Origin of the sequence: Cohnella ginsengisoli, assembly GCF_029525555.1 — a bacterium.
GTDB classification, from domain to species: domain Bacteria; phylum Bacillota; class Bacilli; order Paenibacillales; family Paenibacillaceae; genus Cohnella; species Cohnella ginsengisoli.
In genome coordinates, this window is the sequence record NZ_JAPDHZ010000006.1 from 490,845 (window position 1) to 513,254 (window position 22,410).

Below are 22,410 nucleotides of genomic sequence, written 5' to 3' on the forward strand. Positions count from 1 at the left end.
TTATGGAGCGATGACCTACATAGCCCGCACGATCGGAGTGACGAAGCTATACAAGGGGACGGAAGCCGTGTCCGATGTCAGCATGAACATAAGACAAGGGGAGATCTACGGATTACTCGGGCACAACGGAGCCGGAAAAACGACATTGATGAAGATGTTGACCAACCTGATTAAACCGACCTTCGGCGAGATCGAGCTGTTCGGGGAGAAGCTTACGCCTCGTTCGTACGAGGTGCTGAAGCGCATGGGCAGCGTAATTAATTCTCCCGTTTTTTACGACGACTTATCGGGCCGGGAGAACCTGGAGCTGCACTGCGATTATATGGGATTTCCGGACAAAAGGGTCATCGGCGCCAGGATGGAGCAGGCGGGCCTGCAGGATACGGGCAGGAAGCCCGTCCGGGAATTTTCCCTCGGCATGAGGCAGCGGCTGGGTATCGCCCGCGCCCTGATCACGACGCCGGAGCTTCTCATCTTGGATGAACCGATCAACGGCCTGGACCCTTCGGGGATCAAAGAGCTGCGCGTTCTTCTCAAACGGCTCAGCGCCGAATACCGGATCACGCTGCTCGTGTCGAGCCACATTCTCGGAGAGATCGAGCAGATTGCCGATACGGTCGGCGTCCTTCGGCAAGGGCGGCTGATCGAGGAAGTATCGATGGATCACATTCGCGAGCAGTTCAATGAATACGTCGAGCTCCGGACATTCGATGTTCGCAAGGCGGCGTACGTCTTCGCGCATCACCTCGGACTAACCAATTATAAGTTGGTCGACGAGCAGACGGTTAGGGTTTACGATTCAGGCACGAATCCTTCGGAGCTAATCAAGGCCCTGGTGCGTCACGACGTCGCGATCGAATCGGTCTTCAAACGGGCACACTCTCTGGAGGAATACTTCATGAATCTGATGAAGGGGGGGGAGGGTGACGTTGTTTAAATTGATCTCATTGGAGCTTCGGAAGTACCGGTTCGCCCGTATGATTGGTTATGCCGCCATGGCTGACCTGGCACTCCTCCTGTTCCTGGCCTTAATAGGATTTACCGATTATGGAGCCGAAGATTACGCTTATTCCGGGTACCCGGAGTCGTTCGAGCTGATCGATACCTTCGTCAGGGCAACCTTCATGATCTTCGCCGGGGGGACTTCTCTCAAGAATGATCGTAGGGGAATATAGGAATCAAACGACGAGCGTACTCTTTACGTACCCGATCAAACGCCGCAAGCTGATCGCGGCCAAATTAATCGTCATCCTCGCCTTTACGTTCGGCGTGATTCTGTTCTCGGACATCCTGTTGGGTTCCATTCTGGTTGCCGCTGATCGCTACCATCCCTTCGTTGAAGATTCGCTGGCAATGAAACAGGTTCAATCGATGCTGAACGCGTACGTCGTCAGTTCGTTGTCGGCCGCCGCGATGGCCCTGATTCCTCTTGCATTCAGTATGCGCAAGCATTCGGTTACGGCGACCATGGTCTCGTCCGTTCTGCTAGTGCTTATCGTATGCTCCGGTTTTGACGGACCGTTGGTGTCTATTGACGCTGCCCTCGCGATTCAATTGACGCTTGGGGTTGCCGGCTTGGCGATTGCTTGGCTATCGATGCTTCGATTGGAAACGAACGACGTAAATTAACTGCGAAATAGATGCCCCTGGGAACTCTGCCCATCGTTGAATAGCAAAAGCCGCCCGCGGTCGCAGTTGCGGCCGTCGGGCGGCTGATGTGAGCTAATCCCTATTCCTTCGGATGAATCATATCTTCCGGCTTCACGTACTCGGTGAACTGCTCGTCCGTCAGCAGGCCGGTCTTGAGGGCGGCTTCGCGGAGCGTGAGGCCTTCCTTGTGCGCCAGCTTGGCGATCTTGGCGGCGTTCTCGTAGCCGATGTAAGGGTTGAGCGCCGTGACGAGCATGAGCGACTGCTCCAGATTGCGGCTCAGCACCTCATGGTTCGGCTCGATGCCGACGGCGCAGTGCTCGTTGAAGGAGCGCATGCCGTCCGCGAGCAGGCGGACCGACTGGAGGAACGCGTTCAGGATGACCGGCTTGAACACGTTCAGCTCGAAGTTGCCCTGGGAGGCCGCGAATCCGATCGTCGCGTCGTTGCCCATGACCTGGCAGGCGATCATCGTGATCGCTTCGGCCTGGGTCGGGTTGACCTTGCCGGGCATGATGGAGCTGCCGGGCTCGTTCTCGGGGATCGTGATCTCGCCGATGCCGCTGCGGGGACCGCTCGCGAGCCAGCGCACGTCGTTGGCGATCTTCATCAGGTCGGCCGCGAGCGCCTTCAGCGCGCCGTGGGCGAAGACGGATTGGTCGTGGCTGGTCAGCGCGTGGAACTTGTTGGGCGCGCTCACGAAGCCCTTGCCGCCGGTCGCTTCGCTCAGCGCCTGGGCGACGCCGTCGCCGAACGCCGGGTGCGCGTTGATGCCTGTGCCGACCGCCGTGCCGCCGATCGCCAGCTCCTTCAGCGTCTGCGCGCTGCTGCGGATCATTTGCTCGGTCTTTTCCAGCATCGCGTGCCAGCCGCTGATCTCTTGGCCGAGCGTGATCGGCGTCGCGTCCTGCAAGTGGGTACGGCCGATCTTGACGATATCCATGAACGCTTCGGACTTGGCCTTCAGCGTCTCCTTCAGTTCGCCGAGCGCCGGGAGGAGAACTTCGTCAACCGCTACGACGCTCGCGACGTGCATCGCTGTCGGGAACGTGTCGTTGGAGCTCTGCGACTTGTTCACGTCGTCGTTCGGGTGAACGCGCTTGTCCGAGCCCTTCGCTTCGAGCAGCTGATTGGCGCGCCGCGCGATGACTTCGTTGACGTTCATGTTGGACTGCGTGCCGCTGCCCGTCTGCCAGACGACGAGCGGGAATTCGGCATCCCACTCGCCGGCGACGATCTCGTCCGCCGCGGCGACGATCGCGTCCTTCTTGTCGGCGTCGAGCTTGCCCAGCTTGTGGTTGACCTGCGCGGCCGCCTTCTTCAGTTGGGCGAACGCCGTGATCAATTCCTTCGGCATCCGCTCCGTGCCGATCTTGAAGTGCTGGCGGCTGCGCTCTGTCTGCGCGCCCCACATAGCGGTAGAAGGCACCTGAATCTCGCCCATCGTATCGCGTTCAATCCGGAATTCCATTGCTGATTCTCCTCCTGCGCCCTTATGAGTTATGCGGTCCGCCCTGGCGGGACAAACCTCCGCGGCTTGGGCCAGACCGTCTTCCGATAAAAGCGGCCGCGTTCGCCGTAGCGGACCGCGAGGCCGTTTTTAACATCACGTCTTCCATTATAATGGCTCGTCTTCAAGGTTCCAAATGGAATTGCCGGCCGCGCCTTGAAGTTCGAAGCTGAACACGCATTCAAGTCGTGCCGTCCGCGGCCGGGATGAATACGATATGGCGATCGTTCTTGAAAATAAAATGCCTGGGGGCTTTGGGAGATATGAAGAAGCGATACTCCGTAACTTGGAAGGGGCCGATACGGCACGGAAGCGGTCTTGGCATCGCGAGCAGGCATTATGTCGGCGCCTTGAGGAAGCAGGGCGTGCGGGTAGCGATCGGCAGGGATGGCAAACCGCGAGGTTCGGGGAGCCGCGTGCTCATATGCCATTACCCGCCCGGACGGATCCGGTTGAGCGAGGAGAAGCGGCGCTATGATCGCGTGATCCTGAACGCAGTCTGGGAGACGACCCGAATTCCCCGGCGTTGGCTGAAAAACATCAACCGGTTCGATGCGGTTTTCGTACCGTCAAGGCAGAACAAAGCCGCCTTCCGGGCAAGCGGCGTGACCGTGCCGATCTATATCGTGCCGCACGGCGTGAACGCCTTCTTCTACCGCCCCGGCAATCCGCCTTTGCGCGTGCCGGGTACGGCCGGCAGGTTCGTATTCGTGTCCGTGTTCGGGTTCCAGCATCGCAAAAATCCGGAAACGCTGCTCAAGGCGTATTGGAGGGCGTTCTCGGCCCGCGACAAGGTTCATCTGGTGATCAAGACGAACGGATACGCGCCGTATGAAAACAAGCAGTGGATCGAGTCGCGGATTCGCGGTTTGAAGCGGAGGCTCGGTTTGCGCAAAAGCACGGCGCCCCTCACGGTGCTCGCGCATCGGATGGACGAACGCAGGCTGCGGGGGAATTTATACGCTGGGAGACGCTTTCGTGCTGCCAACAAGGGGGAGAGGGCGTAGGATTGCCCTTCCTGGAGTCTCTGGCCAGCGGCACCCCTGTCATCGCGACGGGCTGGGGCGGCCATATGGACTTTGTGACGGATCGCAACGGGTTCAAGGTCGGGTACCGACTGCGTCACCCCGCGGCGAGCATGAACAAGCCGACCGCGATCGCCCGCCGGTTTCGATATTTGTTCAACGGTTCCGGACAACGGTGGGCCGAGGCGGACGAGGGAAGCCTGGTGCGGCAGATGCGCAGAGCCTATCTGAACCCGGGGCTGTGCCGGCAAAAGGGAAGGCGGGCCCGCCTGGATGCCGCCCGTCTTAGCTGGGGCAGGGCGGGAGCTATGATGAAAAGAGCCGTCGGGCACGTCGTGGCGCGGCGAAAAAGGAGATAGCCCCGCTGCGGACAGTATGGTATGCGGAATGATCGTTAAAGAGGTTTATCGTTGCGCTGGCGTTCGCCCGGTAATCCGGGCGGGCGCCTTTTCACGATGGCGTGCCCAGGTAAGCACGTATTTTCTTGCCGGTGAAAGTCCGGTCGCGGGAGGGGCCAAGCCCCCGCGTAGCTAGGATGCCTGCGTACGGCGAAATCTGTGCGCAGAAGCGCATCGACGAAAGTAACCGTCAGAGACGGTGCGAGCAACAGGCCAGGCCGTAACATGAAGTGAATCCTGCCGCGTCGTCAAAAAGGCCTCGCAAGAGGGAAAAGAGGAAGCCGAGTCTTGCATAGCTGGACGAAGGCCAAGGAAGCTGCTTAGAACTTGGAGCGGCAGCGAAGAATCCTCCGGCGTAGAGGGAGCGGCATGGTCTGAAAGAAGATGCAGTGAACTGGGGAGACCCTCCCCTGCACGAAGTTTTTTTTTCGTAGCGAGATGCTCTATAAGTCAAAAGGCGAAGCGAGCCATCTGCAGGAAGGGAGTCCGAGGGGTTCATAGTACCTGAGAACGCAGGACAACACAACCTGCGGGAGGGAAGGAGCCCTGCTTTGTTCAAGTTTTTGGAGGAGGTACGAGTGAGTGAATGCCAACCGGCTAACGACACCCAAAGAAAAAGTTCAACAACTCCGAGAAAAGCTAGGTCATGCGGCCAAGACAAACAAGAGGAGAAGATTCCATGCGCTGTACGACAAGGTATGTCGGCTGGACGTGCTGTGGGAAGCGTGGAGAAGCGTACGAGCCAATAAGGGGGCAGCAGGCGTGAATGGTGAAACGCTGGCGGATATCGAGAAAAAGGGCGAGTCCCTTTTCGTCGAGGAATGCCGAGAACGTCTACTCCAGAAACGATACCGTCCTCAGCCCGTACGACGCCACTATATCCCGAAGAAAGACGGGCGTAAGCGCCCGCTCGGCATTCCGACGATTCAGGACCGGGTCGTACAGATGGCGTTAAAACTGGTGATGGAACCGATCTTCGAAGCGGATTTTCAGGATTGTTCCTTCGGCTTTCGGCCGAAGCGCAGCGCGAAACAGGCGCTGGAGCGAATCCGCAAAGCGTGCAACCGCAAGGGCAATTGGGTGGTCGACGTCGACATTCAAGGGTTCTTCGACAACCTGGGCCAGGAGAAGTTGATGAAGCTGGTGGAAATGCGAATCAGCGACAGACGCGTACTCAAGCTGATCCGGCAATGGCTCGGAGCCGGAGTCATGGAGGAAGGCAAGGTGAGAAGAAGCGATCTGGGAACGCCGCAAGGCGGCGTGATCTCGCCTCTGCTCGCCAACATCTATCTGAATTACTTCGACGGGCTATGGGAAAAGCATGGGAAAGCGGTTGGAGCGTTAACGCGGTATGCCGACGACTTCGTCGTGGTGTGCAAGACAAGGAAGGATGCCCTTCATGCGCATAAGCTTATTCAGGCGATTATGGCGCGTCTGGAATTAACGTTGCACCCGGAGAAGACGCGGATTGTGGGGCTATGGACGGGAGAAGAAGGATTTGACTTCCTCGGCATGCACCACCGGAAAACGAAAGCCGAAACGGGACGAAGCCAAGTGTACTACACGACCCGGCAATGGCTCTGCAAGAAAGCAGAGATGCACATCCGGGAAGTGGTGAAAGAGCGACTGGCACCGCCAAGTATGCGGAGCGCATCGTTTGAAGAACACGTGAAATGGCTCAATCCGAAAATCCAAGGCTGGAAGAATTACTACACAACGCCTTACAGCACGAAGTGGATGGCTAAGCTCGATTGGTACATCCGGCAAAGGCTGACGAAGTGGTACGCAAAGAAGCGCCAACGAAGGCGCTGGCGCGGTTCCGGAAACGAAATTAAGATTCTAAGCCAAGTACATGGACTCAAAACACTCTTGAAAGTCGCACGCGCATGAATGACGAACATCGGAAAGCCGTATGAGGGAAAACCTCACGTACGGTTTGATGAGGAGGGGCTGAATTTATTCAGTCCTTCACTCTAGCGAGGAAGCGTTGCCCCGTTCTTGCTTCTGTTCCCCGCTGAGGGGTGTATGATATGCTAGGATAAATATACGTAAAAGTCATGATCATAGCCTAGGAGGATACGATGACAGCGAACGCGCAAGCTTACGAAGGTCAATACCAGGGTTTGAAGGCAGTATGGCTGAAATCGGGCCCTTACGAGGCGGCGGTGCTGCCGGAGATCGGCGCGAACCTGATCGCGTTCCGGGACACGGAGCGGGGATACGCCTTCTTGCGGGAGCCGGCCGCGGATGAACTGCAGGGGTTCACGGAACGCCCGATGGTGCACGGCATTCCGGTGCTTTTCCCGCCGAACCGCTTCGAGGACGGCAAGTTTCCTTGGGAAGGCCGCGTGCTCGAACTGCCCGTCAACGAGACCGATCGGAATAACCATCTGCACGGCTTCCTTTATAACATTCCCTGGCAGGTCGACGGCTTCAGCGCCGACGCGCTTGGCGCGCGTGCGGTATTCAGCGTGAAGGTGGCAGAAGGAGACGCGGTGTACGCGCGGTTTCCGTTCGCGTTCACCGTCCGTCTGGAATATACGCTGAATGGCGAAGGCCTTCACCAGCGCGTCAGCGTCCGCAACGACGGCGAGGGCACGATGCCGTGCCTGCTCGCGTTCCACACGGCGGTCAATGCGCCGTTCGCGCCGGGCAGCTCGACGGACGACTGCACGTTCAAGCTGACGGTCGGCGAACGCTGGGAGATGGGCGCCGACGGCCGAATGCTGCCGACGAAGCGCAAGCTGCCGCTCACGGAGGCCGAGGCGCGCATGCGCGACGGCACGCAGTCGCCGTTTTTCGAGTCGCTGGACAATCACTACACGGCGGTGCCGCAGAACGGCCGCAACCGCATGGAGCTGACCGACAACCGCACGGGCGTCAAGCTCGTCTACGACGTGGGCACGGGCTACAAGCAGTGGATGATCTGGAACGACGGCGCCAAGGGCGGGTACTTCTGCCCGGAACCGCAGGTTAACCTCGTCAACGCGCCGAACATCGCGCTGACGGCGGAGGAGAAGGAGCAGGCGGGACTGTTCGCCCTGTCGCCGGGCGAGGTCTGGGAAGAGACGTGCCGGCTGTACACGATCGGCTGAGGAGCGCCTGTTCTGCCATTCATCGGCTTCACCCCGGGGAGTGCGCGGTCCGTGCAGACGTGTCGTATCCGCCCCGACACCGTCGCACATAAGGATGTGCCGCATCGCTATTCGGTGATGGGTCGTGTGTCTAGTCGTAATAAGGATGTGGCGCATCGTTATCTCGCGAGGGGGATCGCTCTCGGTCCGAATAAGGCATGTGCCATATCGCTGTTTCGAGCAATAAAGTTGCATCGTTTTGCAGCAGAAACAGGATCGTCAGGGCGAGCCCATGACGGTCCTTTTTTTCGGCGAGCGAGTGCGGCTGCCGGAGGGTAAACGGCCGCCTGCCGCTGACGCCCGATAGGCGCTGCCGATCCTTGGGCGAGGTGCCGGAGCTCCGCTCCTAGGCATCCAGCAGCTTCCGCAGCTTCTCCTCGGTGCGCGAGTCGGCCGCCGGCGTATAGACGCTCAGACGAAGATCCGCGCTGCCGTGCGCCTGGAGCGAGGTGAGGTGGAACAGCATCTTGCCCGCTTTGGCGTGCCTGAATTCGAGGGCGACCTCGGGCGCGCTGCTGACCCGGCTGTCGTTCCAGAGGCGCTCGAAGTCGGGATGCGCGCCTTTCATTTCAGCCAGGAACGCCTCATACCAAGCGTCCTCCACGTAATGTCCGTAGTACGCCCGGAAGATCGCGAGGAAGCCGCTCGCGAACGACTCCCAATTGACGGCCAGCCTTCTGAATTCCTTGCGCGTGAATACGAGCCTGATCATGTTGCGATCCTCGGGCGCGATCCGGCCGAAGTCGGCGAAGACGCGGGCGGCGGCCTCGTTCCAGCCGACGATCTGGCAGCGCCTGTCCGATACGATCGTCGGGCACTGGCGCAGCTCGTCTACGACGCGCGACAGCGAGGGCGTCATGACCGGCGGGGCTTCCTGCTCGTAGTCGACCGCGCCCGACGCGCCGCCGTTCTCGGCCAGCGAATAGAAGTACTTGCGCTCGTCGGCCGTCAGCCGCAGCGCCTCGGCCACGCACTCCAGCACGGCGTGCGAAGCCTGAATGTCGCGTCCCTGCTCCAGCCAGGTATACCACGTGCTGCTCACGCCCGCCAGCTGCGCCACTTCTTCCCGCCGCAGACCCGGCGTCCGCCGCCTGCCGATATCCGGCAAGCCGACTTCCCCCTGGAGACAGCTTCGCCCGACGCGCCTTCAAAAAAAGCCGACAACGCCTGCAATCGTGCGTGCTTGTTCAAGCTCCCCCGTCCTTCCTCGCGTCGCCTGTTATTCAGGTGCTCTTTATACCAGTATAACCTATAACTTGTACTAGGATATTGGCATGTGAAATGATAGGACTATAGCAGGGTACACCGAATGGAGGAGATCGGCATGGCAAGAGCGGTCATCACGGGAATGGGCGTCGTGTCGCCGCTTGGCGCGGACGTGGCTTCGTTTTGGAAGGGGCTCGTCGAAGGACGCTCCGGCGTTCGGACGATCGAACATATGGATGTGTCGGGTTACAAGACGCGGATCGCGGGACTGGTGCAGGACTTCGATGCGGAGGCGATGTTCGGCCGCAAGGAAGCGCGGCGCATGGACCGCTTCACCCAGTTCGCGATCGCGGCGGCGGATCAGGCGATCGCCCAGTCGGGACTGGATATGGAAAAAACGGACCGCGAGCGGGTCGCGGTCTACGTCGGATCGGGCACCGGCGGCCTGAGGACGCTGAGCGACAACGAGTCGCTGCTGCGCGAGCGCGGTCCCGACCGGGTCAGCCCGCTGCTCGTGCCGATGATGATCGCCAATATGGCCGCGGCGCAGATCAGCATCCGGTACGGCACGTACGGGCCGACGATGTCGCCGGTGACGGCCTGCTCGATCGGCAACACGGCGATCGGCGAGGCGTTCCGGCTCATCCGCGACGGCGAGGCGGACGTCGTCATCGCCGGCGGCGCCGAAGCGGCCGTGACGGAGCTGTCGCTCGCGAGCTTCGGCAACGCGACGGCGCTGTCCCGGCGCAACGACGAGCCCGGGCGGGCGAGCCGCCCGTTCGACGCGGACCGCGACGGCTTCGTGCTCGGCGAGGGCGCGGGCATCGTCGTGCTCGAGTCGCTCGAGCACGCGCTGGCGCGCGGCGCGCAGCCGCTCGCCGAGGTGATCGGCTACGGCGCAAGCTCCGACGCCTATCACCAGGTCGCCACGCATCCCGAGGGGCGAGGGGCTGTCCTGGCGATGCGCGCGGCGCTCCGCAGCGCGGGCATCGCGCCTGCGGACGTCGATGTCGTCAGCGCGCATGCGACGAGCACCGAGCTCGGCGACGCGACGGAGACGCTCGCGATCAAGCAGGTATTCGGCGAACGCGCGGGAGAAGTGCCCGTGACGGCCAACAAGTCGATGACCGGGCATATGCTGGGCGCCTCCGGCGGCGCGCAGGCGATCGCGCTCGTCCAGACGCTGCGCGAGGGGATCGTCCCGCCGACGATCAATCTCGATCGCGCCGACCCGGCCTGCGACTTGGACTACGTGCCGAACGAGGCGCGCTGGGGCCAGAACCTGACAGTCGGCCTGTCGAACTCCTTCGGCTTCGGCGGACACAACGCGGTCATCGTGCTGCGCAGGTTCGACGAGGCTTGATGCGCGAACGCGCCAGATTCGGTTCGGGGCGGACCGCCGAACGCAGCGGTTCGTGCAGCTAGCTTAAGTTGCGGCACCGCGCGTTCAACCCGCCCTTCATTTTGTTGTATAATGGGCACATCTGAGGGTGCGAGGAGCTGGATGAAGAAGATGTTCCATACGAAAAAGGTGCTGCTGCTCGGTTCGGGCGAGCTGGGCAAAGAGGTCATACTTGAGGCGCAGCGCCTCGGCGCCGAGACGATCGCCGTCGACCGGTACGAGGGCGCGCCGGCCATGCACGTGGCCGACCGCAGCTACGTCATCGACATGCTGGACAGGCAGGCGCTGCGGGAGCTGATCCTGCGCGAGAAGCCCGACCTGATCGTGCCGGAGATCGAAGCGATCGCGACGGCCGAGCTCGTGAAGCTGGAGGAGGAAGGCTTCACGGTCATCCCGACGGCGCGCGCCGCGCAGCTGACGATGGACCGCGAGGGCATTCGCCGGCTTGCTTCGGAGACGTTGGGCCTGCCGACGGCGAAGTATCGCTTCGCCGACACGTTCGACGAATTTGCCGAAGCCGCGCGCGCGATGGGCTTCCCTTGCGTGGTCAAGCCGCTCATGAGCTCCTCGGGCAAGGGCCAGAGCGTCTGCCGCTCCGAGGAAGAGCTGGCGGAGAGCTGGCGGATCGCCATGGAGGGCGGCCGGGTTCAGCAGGGACGGGTCATCGTGGAGGAATTCATCCGGTTCGAATCGGAGATCACGCTGCTGACCGTCCGTACCGCCCAGGGAACGCAGTTCTGCCCGCCGATCGGCCACGTCCAGCAGGGCGGCGACTATATCGAGTCGTGGCAGCCGCACGAGATGACCGCTTCGCAGCTGGAGGAGTCGCGGCGCATCGCGCTCGCGATCACGGACGCGCTAGGCGGCGTAGGCCTGTTCGGCGTCGAGCTGTTCCTGGCCGAGGACAAAGTCTACTTCAGCGAAGTGTCCCCGCGCCCGCACGACACGGGCCTCGTCACGCTCGTCAGCCAGAACCTGTCCGAGTTCGCGCTGCACGTGCGGGCGATCCTCGGCCTGCCGATCCCCGAGATCAAGCTGGCGTCGCCGGGCGCGAGCCGTCCGCTCAAGGCGCTGGAGGCGTGGGACGGATATCGCCTCGCGGGCGCCGCGGAAGCGCTCGCCGTGCCGGACACGCAGCTGCGCATCTTCGGCAAGCCGGTGACCAAGCCCGGCCGCCGCATGGCCGTGGCGCTGGCATCCGCGGACACCGTGCTCGAAGCGCGTTCGCGGGCGGCCGAGGCGCTCGGCAAGCTCAGACTCGAACAGGAGCGCGACTAATCGCTTTTCCTAAATCCGCAACGCCCCTGCAGCCGCAGATCACGGCCGGCGGGGGCTTTTTTTCACCCGCCCGGGTCTTGGCGCGGCTGCCGTCCTGCGCGTTGCTTTCCTCCGTGTTGCTTTTCTCCGGCTCCCCCGCCCTCCGCGCGTCCCGCGCCGAGCATCCCTCTGAGCTTGGCGATCGTCCAATGAATCGCCGGCGTCAGAAAGACCAGCCAGGTGAATGCCAGAAACGAAGGCATCATCGTCAACTCCTGGAATTCCGCCGGGAAGCGGGAAAGCTGGTAGGCGCAGGAAAAAACGAAAGCCGTCAAAGCAAACGTCAGCGGCCGGTGTGACTGAAGACCTGCGTACCGCATGGCGATGCGGCTCGCCATGAACAGCAGGACGGCGGTCTTGATGAGGAGCGTAGCGGACCAGATGCCGATGAGGAGCGGATCGAGATTTTCCAGGACCTCTCCGAACGAGATGAAGCGGACGGCCTCAAGCAGCGGATAGGCCATGTTGCCCGCGAACTTCGGGCCGAACAACAGCAGGCTGGACAGCCAATAGGCGACCAGGACGACGACGATGAGCGCCTGCATGGAACCAAGCTTGCGAAGGGGCCTCGGCGCCGATTCAAAAAAGGGAGCGAGCAAGAAGAGCAGGGACAGATCGTTCAGCCAGCCGATGGCGAAAAACGTGGAAGAAACCAATTTGGCTGCCGACCAATGCGTAAAAAAGCGCGACCGTCATGCCGTAATCCATTTTGAACAGCAGTACGAACAGGACGGGCACCATCGTCGCGAATACGGAGAGGAAAAAACCGTCGCTGAGCAGCGCGATCGAGCGAATGCCGGAGCGCGCGGCAAGCGCGGCGCAAATCAGAAAACATCCCAGCATCACCGGCGTGGGCGTCCCCTCCAGATAGACCGAGATGAACAGGTCCGAATAAGCGGAAGCGCAAAGCGTCGCGACCGTAAGGCAATACAGCAGCACAAGCGCGGAAAAAAAAGAAGTGAAGCCAGCGGCCGACGATGACGCCGCCGTATTCGGCCCACTCCCGTCCCTTGAAGGCATAGGCGACGCGGATGGAAAAGAAAGCGAACAGCATGCTGAACAGGCTGGCGCAGGGAATGGCGAGCCAGCCCAAGTATCCGCCGAGCACGTACATCGGGCTCAGCATGAAGACGATCGGCGCCGCGATCAGGTACAAGGCGTATATGCGCCAAAGATGAACGAATTTTAGGGGTTTCATGCTTCGTTCGACTCCCAACTGCTTAACTGGACCGCGAGAGCGCGTCCGCCCAACCGAACAATACCCGGATGATCCAGACCGGCAGCGGGAACCAATTGGCGAATACCGCGGTTGCTGCGTAGCCGACGCTTAGCAGCCATACGGCCGTCGTAGCCAAACGGGCCCGCTTGTTGCCCGAGCGAAGCCCGTACAGTTCGCAGCCTGCGATTCCTGCCATGATGAGCCATGCCGCCTTCATGGGGTATTCGCCTCCCGGATCGTCCACAGCGGTTTATGTTCCGCATTCATATGGGTCACGCGAATGTCGGTCTCTACTTTGAAACGAACTTCCTTGCCGTACGCTTGCGTCCATCTGTTTTCCAGGCGTGCCCATAAGCGGGGATAGCGCCATTCCAACAGGCGGCCCAATTCCAGAATATCCGCGCCTGCCGCTTGGGATTTTTCTAGCGCGCTTTGCAGATTTGAAGAGACGGCTTCTCTCATTTTCCCCTCCAGCTTGTGCAGCGCAGCGGAGACGGAGATATCCTCGTCGGTTAATGCGGATTCGAGCGTGGCCTCGGCGCTGAGCCGAACCCGGCACAAGATATCGCCTTTCGGAGAGATGACGGGAGATATTTTCGATTTCAGACGGTTCAGCCTGTAGTCGAACTTCCCATTCTCCGACAGCACGTCGTACATCGGCTCCGAGAGATTGCCCTCCGCCCAGCTGACGGCTTTGGCCTCTTCAATGCTCAGCCTGCCCTTCATGCGCATGTCCTGAATCATCGCGGTGCCCGCAATGCCGGTCCAGGGACTGACCTTGTCATTTTCGCTGATCAGCGATTTTTTGCCGGTCCGCAGCAGCGGAACGGTCGTGCCGACGCCGGCGGCGCTGTCGACGGCCAGGTCTTTGATCGTCGCTTGTCCGACGAACTTGCGGTTGCCGTATTTGCGCAGCACCTCGGAGGGGGCTCTCTCGTAGACGGGCGTCAGCCCCATCACGTCCTTGGCGGGGCCTTCGGACACGAACACGAACGTCCGAAACGGGAAATAGGGATTGCGCGAAGCCCATTCGAGCAAGTCCTGCAGGCCCATTTGCGCGGCGAAGTCCGCGCTGACGACGACGGCGCGGGTCTGTCCCCAGGTGAGCTTGCGCGTCAGATCGTTCTGAATCTTGTCGAGCGCTTCCGGAATCGTAAAGCCGGATGCGGTGTTCGACGTGTAGGACTTGCCCTGCTGGGCGGCGGATTCTGTATTGCCGATCGTTCCGATCCGGTTGGGCAGCGGCGAGCCGATCGTCAGCACGATCTCGCCCGGCCGTTCGCCCAGATCGAGATAAGCGCTCGTGATGAAGCTGCGATCGTTAAGTTCGATCTTGGACCAGCAGCCGGCGAGCGGCAGAACGAGCAAGACGGCGGCGAGCATCGTCCGGGCGCTTTTATTCATGGCCGGGCAGCCTCTCCGCGTCATCCGCCTTGCGATAAGCTTCGGGGCGCAGGTTCAGCCGCGTCCAATTGATGCGGATGAACGTATCCTTCCAATCTCGTATGGACAGCGGCGCGACGGGATGCATGTAAGGCACGCCGAACGAGGACAGCGACACCAGGTGCCAGAAAAGGATGAACAGCCCGGTCACGAGGCCGGCCATGCCGAGCAGTCCGCCCAGGAGCAGCAGCGGGAACCGCAGCAGGCGGAACGCGAGGCCAAGCTCAAAGTGCGGAATGACGAAGGAGGCGATCCCCGTTATCGACACGACGATGACGGTCGGCGCGGACACGATGCCGGCCTGCACGGTAGCTTGTCCGATGACGATCGCGCCGATGATCGATACGGTCTGACCGAGCGGTCTCGGAATTCGGATGCCGGCTTCCCGGAGTCCTTCGAAGATCAGCTCCATGATGAGAACCTCCGCGAGCGCGGGGAACGGGATGTTCTCTCTCGCGGCCGTGATCGTCTGCAGCAGGTTCGCGGGCACGATCTCCGGATGGAAAGTCGTGACCGCCACGTACACCGAAGGCACGAGGAAAGACATCGCGACGAAAAACAGGCGGATCCACCGGATCCATGTCGAGGCCATGAAATTCTGATAGTAGTCTTCCGCCGACTGCATGAGCGAAAAAAAAGTAACGGGCACGATCAGCGATTGGGGCGTGCCGTCGATCATCATGCCGATTCGCCCTTCCATCAGCGCGGCGGCCAGCGTGTCCGGACGTTCGGAATACTGGACCATGGGGAAAGGAGAAAACGGCATATCCTGCATTCGTTCCGCGATATAGCTGGCCCCGAGCACGCTGCTCACGTCCGTCTGGGCGAGCTTCTCCCTTACATCTCGCAGCACATTCTCGTTGCAGACGCCTTGAATGTAGACCAGGTAGGTCTCCGTCTTGGTGAACCGTCCGAACGTATATTTTTCGACTTTGAAATCGGGATGCTTCAGCTTATGGCGCACGAGCGCGAGATTGGTTCTGATATTTTCGACGAACGCTTCCTGCGGCCCGACGATGACCGTCTCGTGCTGCGATTCCGTGACGGCGCGGTCGTTGTATTGCGTTACGGGAAACAGGCAGACGCCGTCCCGGCCGGCATTGATCAGCAGCGCGGCCTGACCCTGCAGCATCGCCGAGACGGCTTGGTCGGTATCCTGGCAACGGGTAGCCTGGATAGAGACGAGTCCGCCGCCGAGCAGTCCGTCGAGCAGATCCTTTGCTTCGAGAGACGACTCCCGGAGCGGCCGGATCAGATGCGCGAACAGCGTTTTTTTGTCCACGATCGTCTCGAAGTACACGAGCGTACAGGCTACGCCGCCTGCCGAGATCGGCTGGCATACCAGATCCTCGGAATGCCGGAATGCCTTCAGAATGGCGGCCAGCGGATCGCCCGAAGCAGGGCGGACGCCGCCCTGCGCAGCAGGCCGGGTGCCGAAGCTGAAGCCGCCCGACGCGGGCCCGGATGGACGTCCCTGGAGAGAATGCCGGAGCCAGGCCCGAATCAGACGTTTGAGCATGCCGGTGGTGCCTCCTCCTTGTCCGCGGTCGTTGACAATAGTATGCAACAAACCCAAACTTCGCATCCGCCGACTTTTTCAGAATTTGTTCAGTAACAAGTGATATAAAAAGAGTATGTAAACGGCCGAGTACCGAAACAAGGAGGCACCATCATGCTGCAAACGATCAAATTCGAAGCGAACGAAACGGCAACCAATCCCGTGGGCACGGCAATGAGCGTCATCGGAGGCAAGTGGAAGGGCGTCATTCTCTATCAGCTCATCCAGCAGGAAGCCCGGTTTAATCAGCTTCGCCGGATGATTCCCGGCATTACGCAGCGCATGCTGGTGCTGCAGCTGCGGGACCTTGAGCGCGAGGGCCTCGTGCAGCGCATCGTCTATCAGGAGACGCCGCCGAAGATCGGCTACCGGCTCACCGATTACGGCCATACGCTGGTGCCCGTCATCTTGATGCTGAAGGAATGGGGCGAGAGCCACCAGACTGCCATGCATTGACATCAAGAGCGCGTCTCCCGTCCCGTTGACGGGAGCGGCCCCCCATGACCGCCCATGCTTACCGCGAATGCGATGCCGCATCGCGGTTTTTTTTGCCGTTCGGCGAATATCGTCCTCGCGAGGATGAACGGGCAGGCGTTTTAACGCTCCGTTAATTCACGCTTTACAACGTCCGGCTACAATAGAGTTGCGGCCCGACGTCATTTTACGCAAAGCCGGACAATCGCCGATCAAAAAAAGGAGAGCCCGCCATGGGAATTCACGCCTACTTCAGATCGCTGGACGTGCTCGACCGGATCATTCGCTGCCCGGGCAAATTCAAGTTCGAGGAGCATAGCGTCGCCGCGCACTCCTGGAAGGTCGTTCAGTATGCCAAGACCTTCGCGGATATCGAGGAGCAGCAGGGCGCGGTCATCGACTGGAAGAAGCTTTACCGGATCACGAGCAGCCATGATTACGGAGAAATTTTTATCGGAGATATCAAGACGCCCGTCAAGCATTCCTCCATGCAGCTGCGCACGCTCCTGCAGCGCGTCGAGGAGGGCATGATTCATAATTTTATCGAGGAACATATCCCGCGCGAGTTCAAGGCGATCTTCCAAGAGCAGCTGCGCGAAGGGAAGGACCAATCGATCGAGGGACTGATCCTGGAGGCGGCCGACAAACTCGATCAAGTGTACGAGGCATTTTCCGAGCTCCAGCGGGGCAACACGGAAAAAGAATTCGTCTCGATGTACCGGCACGCGCTCCTCAAAATTCGCAGCATACCGCTCAAGTGCGTCGATTACTTCTTCGACAGCATCTTGCCGGACCTCGTGAGCGAGGAGTCGATGTCGCCCGTCGACATCCGCAAGATTACCGAGGAAGCGCTGGCGTCCGCGCCGTCGCCGTCGCAGCCGTATCCGGCATGATGGCGCGCAGCCGCTTTTCGCGCGATCGCTCAAACGCTTTAATGCGTACAAAAACAGGCTGTTCTTCCCGTCATTTTCATGACCGGGGAACAGCCTTTCGTATTGGAGTGCTTTACTCTGCCGTCGATACCCGTATGCTGCCGCTGTCCGTACGCACCTTGATCGTGTCGTTCGACTGACCCGGCGAATCCGGCGAGTGGATCGAGCCGGAGTCCGAGCGGAGGTCATAGTGACCGGCGAAGGCCGCTGGCACTTCGATGCGAACGCTGCCGGAGTCGCTGGAGACGTCGGCGGAGGACGTGTCGGTCTTGGACAGCCGGACGCTGCCGGAATCGGTCTTGATCGAAGCTGTGCCGGCCAAAGAAGCGAACCGGACCGAGCCGGAGTCCGACGAGGCCGTCGCTTCGGCCGTCACGCCGTCTGCCTGGATGCTGCCGGAGTCCGTCTTCACCTTCAGCTGCTCCGCTTGAACGGCGGCGAGCCTCACCGAACCGGAGTCGGACTTGAGCTCGACCGTTCCGGCGTCGATATTCGAAGCCCGCAGCGAGCCGGAGTCCGATCCGATCTCGACTTGCTGCGCTTTGGGACCGTCCACGGTCACGGAACCGGAATCCGACTTGACCGTGACTTCGTCCAGCTTGCCGTTCCCGCTCAGCGCGACGACGATCGTCTGCTTGTGGCTGCCGAAGTCGAAGTCCATGTTAAACCATCTGTCCTTGGCGTCGAGATCGAGCTTCAGCTTGCCGTCCTGCACGGTCACGTCGGACAGCCGGTCGATGACCTCCTGCTCTTCTTCGCCGTTCAGCGTGACGCTGTTTTTGCCGTCCGCGCTCGCGACGAAGCGGACGTCCAAACTCTTCGCTTCACCTTCGATCTCGAACGACCGAAGCTCTCCCTCGCCGAACGTCCACGTCTGCGAATGCGCCTTCAGCGAATCCGAGAAGTGGAACTTGTAATAAGCCGCGCCGCCCAAGCCGATGAGGATGAGGCCGATCGCGATCGTCACCCAGGATACTTTTTTCATGATGAAGACCTTCCTTTCCGAATACGGCCGGACCAGGCCAGCACGCCGGCGGTCAAGCGAATGCCGACTTTGAACGCGGCGATCGTGCCGAGCGCGGCGAGCATGCCGAAGCCCGTCACCGCCAAGCTGATGAACAGGGTCGCCGGGTAGCGGTCGCCGTTGAACGTCCAATCCAGCAGAACCGCAACCGGGGCGGCGATGAGCGCGATATTGGCTGCGGCCAGGGCGGAGAGTACGGCCCAAAGCGCAAGTCCGAGCGGAATGGCGAAGATGCCAAGCAGCGAGAGCAGCGCGACCGCCGCCGGATGAGCCGATCTGTTGTTGTCGTTCACTTTCGTTCCCCATTTCTGCGCGTTAAGCGGCCTGCATAATTCCAAGCCTGCCGCTTCATTATAGAATGAACAGGCGCGTCTGGGGAACGGACGCCGGTTGGACGGCGGCTCCGCCTCAGGTCCAGGAATATGGCGGGATCTGGGAAGCATGCGAAATATATTTCGTTTGGAAGCCTTTTCGGTCGGGTAAGAGGAAAATGCGAGCATGACGCAGCTTGAAATTTGAATCGAAGCCGTCCTGCGCCAGGAGAATTTTGAATCTAGGCCGATTTAGACTATATTTTGTCACATTTCTGTGATAGAATGTTCACAGATAGCGTTTCCACTGAAGGGAGCTGTTCACGATGAGAAAAGACATGACGATCGCGTTGAAATGGACGGCGGCTGTTATTATTGCATTCGGCGTCATTTGCAGCGCATTGAATATGAGCGAGTTCAACGACGGCAACCTGGGACTGATGATCGGCATCGGCTTCCTCGTGGGCGGCCTGCAGATTCTGCTGTTCGGCGTAGCCGCGCCGCTGATGATGAAGAAGTCGGATCTCGAGCCCGAAGGTCTCGACAAGGTCGAAGACCTCGCCTGATACGGCGCCCGCCGGAAGGATTATATTCAGCCAAAGACTGCCTGTGCAGAGAGACTTCTCCGCGCGAGGCAGTTTTTTTTGTTGCATTTGTTTGAACAAAGGTCGAATTGGTGAACAATTTATTGCTAAATATCAAACAAACATTGACGCATTTGTTAACAGCAGCGCCGCGGCCTTCGGTTTTTGATATGTTAATGACATAGCGCGGCGTTCTGACGAGAGCAGCCGTGGGCTCGGCGCCAAGCCGCAATCAAGGAGTGTGAGCAAATGAAGTACAAAGGGTGGTTCATGCGGGCGGCGGCGTTCCTGCCGCTGGCGCTGATGACGTTCCTGCTGTCGGGCTGCGCCGATGTGGTCGTCCTTGATCCCAAAGGGGAGATCGGCAAGCAGCAGCTTGATCTCATCTACATTACGACGGGGCTTTGTCTCATCATTATCGTACCTGTCCTTATATTGACGTTCTGGATCGCCTGGAAGTACCGGGCGAAGAGCAAAAAGAAAGAAGCGTACCAGCCCGAGTGGGATCACAGCACGAAGCTGGAAGCCGTCTGGTGGGGGGATCCCGATCCTGATCATTCTGCTGATCGCGATCGTCACGGTACAGTACAGCTACAAGCTGGAGCCTTCCAAGGCGCTCGCTTCCGACGAGAAGCCGATCACGATTCAAGTCGTGGCGCTCGACTGGAAATGGCTGTTCCTCTATCCGGAGCAGGGCATCGCAACGGTTAACTACGTACAGTTCCCGGAGAAGGTTCCGGTTCAATTCCAGCTGACCGCGGACGCGCCGATGAATTCGTTCTGGATCCCGCAGCTCGGGGGCCAGATCTATACGATGTCGGGCATGGCGATGAAGCTGCATTTGATCGCAGACGAGCCGGGCGATTACTTCGGCACGGGCGCGAACTTCAGCGGCGAATACTTCGGCAAGATGACCTTCAACGCCAAGGCGACGTCGCGGGCCGACTTCGAAAAATGGGTGCAGGACGTCAAGCAGTCGTACCCGGCGATGAACCAGGAAGGCTACAACGAGCTCGCGAAACCCGCGACTTCGCTGGTGCGTTCGTTCTCTTCCTTCCCGAACGGAATGTTCGACAATATCGTCAACAAGTACGTCGTGGCAGGCGAATCCGGCCATCATCATGGCGGCGAAGCGGCTTCGTCAAGCGAAGGCGCGGCCGTCACGGACGGTCAAGCCGGACACGATATGAGCGAGATGGACATGAGCGAAATGGACATGTCCGACGCGGGCGATAGCGGCGCCGCGCATCAACATTAAGGAGGGGACCCGATTGAAGATTACTAAGCTATCCGATTTCTTCGTGACGGGGGACCCGCTCATCTACGGCGCCGACGTCGCGATCGGACTGACGATGGTCGCCATCGTCGTCGCGCTCACCGCGTTCAAGCGCTGGGGATGGCTGTGGCGCGAATGGCTGACGACCGTCGATCACAAGCGGATCGGCATCATGTACGTTATCGCTTCGCTGCTCATGCTGTTCCGCGGGGGCGTCGACGCCCTGCTCATGCGGACGCAGCTGGCGCTGCCGGACAGCATGGAGTTCCTCAAGCCCGATCACTATAACGATATTTTCACCACGCACGGCGTCATCATGATTTTGTTTATGGCGATGCCGCTCATGTTCGGTTTGTTTAACCTGACCGTGCCGCTGCAGATCGGCGCGCGCGACGTCGCGTTCCCGCTGTTGAACTCCCTGAGCTTCTGGCTGTTCTTCATGGGCGCGATGCTGTTCAACGTCTCGTTCGTCATCGGCGGTTCGCCGGAGGCCGGATGGCTGGCTTATCCGCCGCTGTCCGAGAAGATGTTCAGTCCGGGCGTGGGGCAAGACTTCTATATCTGGGGTATCCAAATCTCGGGTATCGGCTCCTTGATGACCGGCATTAACTTTATCGTCACGATCCTCAAGATGCGCGCGCCGGGCATGAAGCTCATGAAGATGCCGATGTTCACCTGGTCGGTCCTCTCGAGCTGCTTGACGATTATCCTGGCGTTCCCGATTCTGACGGTCACGCTGGCGCTGCTCTTCATCGACCGTTACTTCGGGGCCCACTTCTTCACGCTCGACATGGGCGGCAATCCGATGATGTACATCAACCTTATCTGGATGTGGGGTCACCCTGAAGTTTATATCGTCGTACTGCCGGCGTTCGGCATATTCTCGGAGGTCGTGGCCACCTTCTCCAAGAAGCGGCTGTTCGGCTACGGCTCCATGGTGTTCGCGCTAATGAGCATCAGTATCTTCTCGTTCTTCACCTGGGCCCACCACTTCTTCACGATGGGCTCGGGCGCGAGCGTCAACGCGTTCTTCGCCGTCACGACGATGATCATCGCGATTCCGACGGGGGTCAAGGTGTTCAACTGGCTATTCACGATGTATAAGGGGAAAATTACGTTCGAGCTTCCGATGCTCTGGACGATGGCTTTCATTCCTTGCTTCGTCGTCGGCGGCATGACCGGCGTCATGCTGTCCGTCGCGCCGGCCGACTTCCAGTTCCACAACAGCTACTTCCTGATCGCTCACTTCCACCAGGTGCTTATCGGGGGCGTCGTATTCGGTTACTTCGCGGGCCTGTACTACTGGTGGCCGAAGGTGTTCGGCTTCAAGCTGAACGACAAGCTTGGAAAATGGGCGTTCTGGCTGTGGAACATCGGCTTCTATGTCTGCTTCATGCCGCAATACGTACTCGGCCTCATGGGCATGACGCGCCGCGTCAGCTCGTACAGCTGGGACACCGGCTGGTGGAGCTGGAACTTCGTCTCCACGATCGGCGCCTTCCTGATGGGCGCGGGCTTCCTGTTCCAGGTGTGGCAGATTCTGCACAGCATCAAGTTCATGGAGCGCGTCAAGGGCGATCCGTGGGGCGGCCGTACGCTCGAGTGGTCGATTCCTTCGCCGGCGCCGTTCTACAACTTCGCGATTACGCCGAAGGTCGAAGGCAGGGACGACTGGTGGCGCCGCAAGGAGCTGGCCGCCAAGGGCGTCCAGGATCCGCCGCCGAAGTATGAGCCGATCCATATGCCGAAAAACTCGGGGACGCCGATCGTCATGTCCGTCTTCTGGTTCATCCTCGGCTTCGGCTTCGTTTTCGACTGGCTGTGGCTGATCGTGCCGGGCGCGATCGGGATCGCGGCTACCATGCTGTATCACTCGTTTAACTACGACACGGATTATTACGTAACGGCCGAAGAAGTTAGAAAGACCGAAGCTAAAGCGGGGGAGGG

The 22,410-nt window shown here is 60.2% G+C and carries 20 protein-coding genes and 3 pseudogenes; 14 read left to right on the plus strand and 9 right to left on the minus strand.

Annotation, left to right across the window (positions count from 1 at the left end):
• Positions 1–10: 10 nt before the first annotated feature.
• Genes OMP38_RS28805 through OMP38_RS28815 form a run of 3 tightly spaced genes read left to right on the plus strand, consistent with a single transcriptional unit; the run spans position 11 to position 1,629 of the window.
• Positions 11–937 (plus strand): ATP-binding cassette domain-containing protein, encoded by a 927-nt coding sequence (locus OMP38_RS28805; protein ID WP_277568140.1) that lies wholly within the window; start codon positions 11–13, stop codon positions 935–937.
• On the plus strand, positions 930–1,175 hold the full coding sequence (locus tag OMP38_RS28810; protein ID WP_277568141.1) for a hypothetical protein: 246 nt from the start codon (positions 930–932) through the stop codon (positions 1,173–1,175). The genes OMP38_RS28805 and OMP38_RS28810 overlap by 8 nt, the downstream gene beginning before the upstream one ends.
• Positions 1,156–1,629: an ABC transporter permease gene (locus tag OMP38_RS28815; RefSeq protein ID WP_277568142.1), complete on the plus strand. Its 474-nt coding sequence runs from the start codon at positions 1,156–1,158 to the stop codon at positions 1,627–1,629. The genes OMP38_RS28810 and OMP38_RS28815 overlap by 20 nt, the downstream gene beginning before the upstream one ends.
• 100 nt (positions 1,630–1,729) lie before the next feature.
• On the opposite strand, the gene fumC is transcribed toward OMP38_RS28815, so the two are convergent.
• Positions 1,730–3,121 (minus strand): class II fumarate hydratase, encoded by a 1,392-nt coding sequence (gene fumC / locus OMP38_RS28820; RefSeq protein WP_277568143.1) that lies wholly within the window; start codon positions 3,119–3,121, stop codon positions 1,730–1,732.
• Between the two features lie 302 nt (positions 3,122–3,423).
• Between fumC and OMP38_RS28825 the strand changes: the two genes are divergently transcribed.
• From OMP38_RS28825 to OMP38_RS28840, 4 genes are all read left to right on the plus strand, one after another.
• Entirely contained in the window at positions 3,424–4,167 is a 744-nt protein-coding gene (locus tag OMP38_RS28825; RefSeq protein WP_277568144.1) for a glycosyltransferase family protein, read from the plus strand.
• 2 nt (positions 4,168–4,169) lie between these two features.
• Positions 4,170–4,544: a glycosyltransferase family protein gene (locus OMP38_RS28830; RefSeq protein WP_277568145.1), complete on the plus strand. Its 375-nt coding sequence runs from the start codon at positions 4,170–4,172 to the stop codon at positions 4,542–4,544.
• A 621-nt stretch (positions 4,545–5,165) separates the two neighbouring features.
• Complete coding sequence (ltrA, locus tag OMP38_RS28835; RefSeq protein WP_277568146.1) at positions 5,166–6,473, plus strand: group II intron reverse transcriptase/maturase; 1,308 nt, start codon at positions 5,166–5,168, stop codon at positions 6,471–6,473.
• A 191-nt stretch (positions 6,474–6,664) separates the two neighbouring features.
• Positions 6,665–7,678, plus strand: a complete 1,014-nt coding sequence (locus OMP38_RS28840; protein WP_277568147.1) for an aldose 1-epimerase — start codon at positions 6,665–6,667, stop codon at positions 7,676–7,678.
• A gap of 385 nt (positions 7,679–8,063) precedes the next feature.
• On the opposite strand, the pseudogene OMP38_RS28845 reads toward OMP38_RS28840, so the two are convergent.
• Positions 8,064–8,908, minus strand: a pseudogene (locus OMP38_RS28845) (helix-turn-helix transcriptional regulator).
• A gap of 133 nt (positions 8,909–9,041) precedes the next feature.
• Here OMP38_RS28845 and fabF point away from each other — a divergent pair.
• Entirely contained in the window at positions 9,042–10,286 is a 1,245-nt protein-coding gene (fabF, locus tag OMP38_RS28850; protein WP_277568148.1) for a beta-ketoacyl-ACP synthase II, read from the plus strand.
• 150 nt (positions 10,287–10,436) lie between these two features.
• Positions 10,437–11,603 (plus strand): formate-dependent phosphoribosylglycinamide formyltransferase, encoded by a 1,167-nt coding sequence (gene purT / locus OMP38_RS28855; RefSeq protein ID WP_277568405.1) that lies wholly within the window; start codon positions 10,437–10,439, stop codon positions 11,601–11,603.
• Positions 11,604–11,665: 62 nt separating this feature from the next.
• Here the strand turns inward: purT and OMP38_RS28860 are convergent, their stop codons facing one another.
• The 5 genes from OMP38_RS28860 to OMP38_RS28880 all read right to left on the minus strand — a co-directional run bounded on the left by OMP38_RS28860 (position 11,666) and on the right by OMP38_RS28880 (position 15,823).
• Entirely contained in the window at positions 11,666–12,298 is a 633-nt protein-coding gene (locus OMP38_RS28860; RefSeq protein ID WP_277568149.1) for a GerAB/ArcD/ProY family transporter, read from the minus strand.
• The gene (locus tag OMP38_RS28865; RefSeq protein ID WP_277568150.1) at positions 12,262–12,798 is read right to left on the minus strand and encodes a hypothetical protein; all 537 of its coding nucleotides are present in this window, start codon (positions 12,796–12,798) and stop codon (positions 12,262–12,264) included. Before OMP38_RS28865 ends, OMP38_RS28860 begins: the two co-directional genes overlap by 37 nt.
• 64 nt (positions 12,799–12,862) lie before the next feature.
• Positions 12,863–13,078 (minus strand): hypothetical protein, encoded by a 216-nt coding sequence (locus OMP38_RS28870; protein WP_277568151.1) that lies wholly within the window; start codon positions 13,076–13,078, stop codon positions 12,863–12,865.
• Entirely contained in the window at positions 13,075–14,265 is a 1,191-nt protein-coding gene (locus tag OMP38_RS28875) for a Ger(x)C family spore germination protein (RefSeq protein ID WP_277568152.1), read from the minus strand. The genes OMP38_RS28870 and OMP38_RS28875 overlap by 4 nt, the downstream gene beginning before the upstream one ends.
• Positions 14,258–15,823 carry a spore germination protein gene (locus OMP38_RS28880; protein ID WP_277568153.1) on the minus strand — a complete coding sequence of 522 codons (1,566 nt, stop codon included), beginning with the start codon at positions 15,821–15,823 and terminating at the stop codon, positions 14,258–14,260. The genes OMP38_RS28875 and OMP38_RS28880 overlap by 8 nt, the downstream gene beginning before the upstream one ends.
• 153 nt (positions 15,824–15,976) lie before the next feature.
• On the opposite strand from OMP38_RS28880, the gene OMP38_RS28885 reads away from it, so the two are divergent.
• Positions 15,977–16,318, plus strand: a complete 342-nt coding sequence (locus tag OMP38_RS28885; RefSeq protein WP_277568154.1) for a winged helix-turn-helix transcriptional regulator — start codon at positions 15,977–15,979, stop codon at positions 16,316–16,318.
• 251 nt (positions 16,319–16,569) lie between these two features.
• Positions 16,570–17,229, plus strand: a complete 660-nt coding sequence (locus OMP38_RS28890; RefSeq protein ID WP_277568155.1) for a YfbR-like 5'-deoxynucleotidase — start codon at positions 16,570–16,572, stop codon at positions 17,227–17,229.
• A 112-nt stretch (positions 17,230–17,341) separates the two neighbouring features.
• Here OMP38_RS28890 and OMP38_RS28895 read toward each other — a convergent pair whose 3' ends face one another.
• Both OMP38_RS28895 and OMP38_RS28900 read right to left on the minus strand, forming a co-directional pair.
• On the minus strand, positions 17,342–18,253 hold the full coding sequence (locus OMP38_RS28895; protein WP_277568156.1) for a DUF4097 family beta strand repeat-containing protein: 912 nt from the start codon (positions 18,251–18,253) through the stop codon (positions 17,342–17,344).
• Positions 18,250–18,630: a DUF1700 domain-containing protein gene (locus OMP38_RS28900; protein ID WP_277568157.1), complete on the minus strand. Its 381-nt coding sequence runs from the start codon at positions 18,628–18,630 to the stop codon at positions 18,250–18,252. The genes OMP38_RS28895 and OMP38_RS28900 overlap by 4 nt, the downstream gene beginning before the upstream one ends.
• A 299-nt stretch (positions 18,631–18,929) precedes the next feature.
• Here OMP38_RS28900 and OMP38_RS28905 point away from each other — a divergent pair, with 299 nt between their 5' ends.
• From OMP38_RS28905 to OMP38_RS28915, 3 genes and pseudogenes are all read left to right on the plus strand, one after another.
• Positions 18,930–19,169: a hypothetical protein gene (locus OMP38_RS28905; protein WP_277568158.1), complete on the plus strand. Its 240-nt coding sequence runs from the start codon at positions 18,930–18,932 to the stop codon at positions 19,167–19,169.
• A 267-nt stretch (positions 19,170–19,436) separates the two neighbouring features.
• Positions 19,437–20,445 (plus strand): annotated as a pseudogene (gene cyoA, locus OMP38_RS28910) (ubiquinol oxidase subunit II).
• Positions 20,446–20,458: 13 nt separating this feature from the next.
• Positions 20,459–22,402: pseudogene (locus tag OMP38_RS28915) on the plus strand (cbb3-type cytochrome c oxidase subunit I); the annotation flags it as partial.
• Between the last annotated feature and the right edge of the window lie 8 nt (positions 22,403–22,410).

What these genes read in the sequence shown, in the direction of transcription:
- OMP38_RS28805 (WP_277568140.1), top strand. Translation starts at nt 11, where the DNA reads ATGACCTACATAGCCCGCACGATCGGAGTGACGAAGCTATACAAGGGG.
- OMP38_RS28815 (WP_277568142.1), top strand. Translation starts at nt 1,156, where the DNA reads ATGATCGTAGGGGAATATAGGAATCAAACGACGAGCGTACTCTTTACG.
- fumC (WP_277568143.1), bottom strand. Translation starts at nt 3,121, where the DNA reads ATGGAATTCCGGATTGAACGCGATACGATGGGCGAGATTCAGGTGCCT.
- OMP38_RS28825 (WP_277568144.1), top strand. Translation starts at nt 3,424, where the DNA reads ATGAAGAAGCGATACTCCGTAACTTGGAAGGGGCCGATACGGCACGGA.
- OMP38_RS28840 (WP_277568147.1), top strand. Translation starts at nt 6,665, where the DNA reads ATGACAGCGAACGCGCAAGCTTACGAAGGTCAATACCAGGGTTTGAAG.
- fabF (WP_277568148.1), top strand. Translation starts at nt 9,042, where the DNA reads ATGGCAAGAGCGGTCATCACGGGAATGGGCGTCGTGTCGCCGCTTGGC.
- purT (WP_277568405.1), top strand. Translation starts at nt 10,437, where the DNA reads ATGTTCCATACGAAAAAGGTGCTGCTGCTCGGTTCGGGCGAGCTGGGC.
- OMP38_RS28870 (WP_277568151.1), bottom strand. Translation starts at nt 13,078, where the DNA reads ATGAAGGCGGCATGGCTCATCATGGCAGGAATCGCAGGCTGCGAACTG.
- OMP38_RS28875 (WP_277568152.1), bottom strand. Translation starts at nt 14,265, where the DNA reads ATGAATAAAAGCGCCCGGACGATGCTCGCCGCCGTCTTGCTCGTTCTG.
- OMP38_RS28880 (WP_277568153.1), bottom strand. Translation starts at nt 15,823, where the DNA reads ATGCTCAAACGTCTGATTCGGGCCTGGCTCCGGCATTCTCTCCAGGGA.
- OMP38_RS28885 (WP_277568154.1), top strand. Translation starts at nt 15,977, where the DNA reads ATGCTGCAAACGATCAAATTCGAAGCGAACGAAACGGCAACCAATCCC.
- OMP38_RS28890 (WP_277568155.1), top strand. Translation starts at nt 16,570, where the DNA reads ATGGGAATTCACGCCTACTTCAGATCGCTGGACGTGCTCGACCGGATC.
- OMP38_RS28895 (WP_277568156.1), bottom strand. Translation starts at nt 18,253, where the DNA reads ATGAAAAAAGTATCCTGGGTGACGATCGCGATCGGCCTCATCCTCATC.
- OMP38_RS28905 (WP_277568158.1), top strand. Translation starts at nt 18,930, where the DNA reads ATGAGAAAAGACATGACGATCGCGTTGAAATGGACGGCGGCTGTTATT.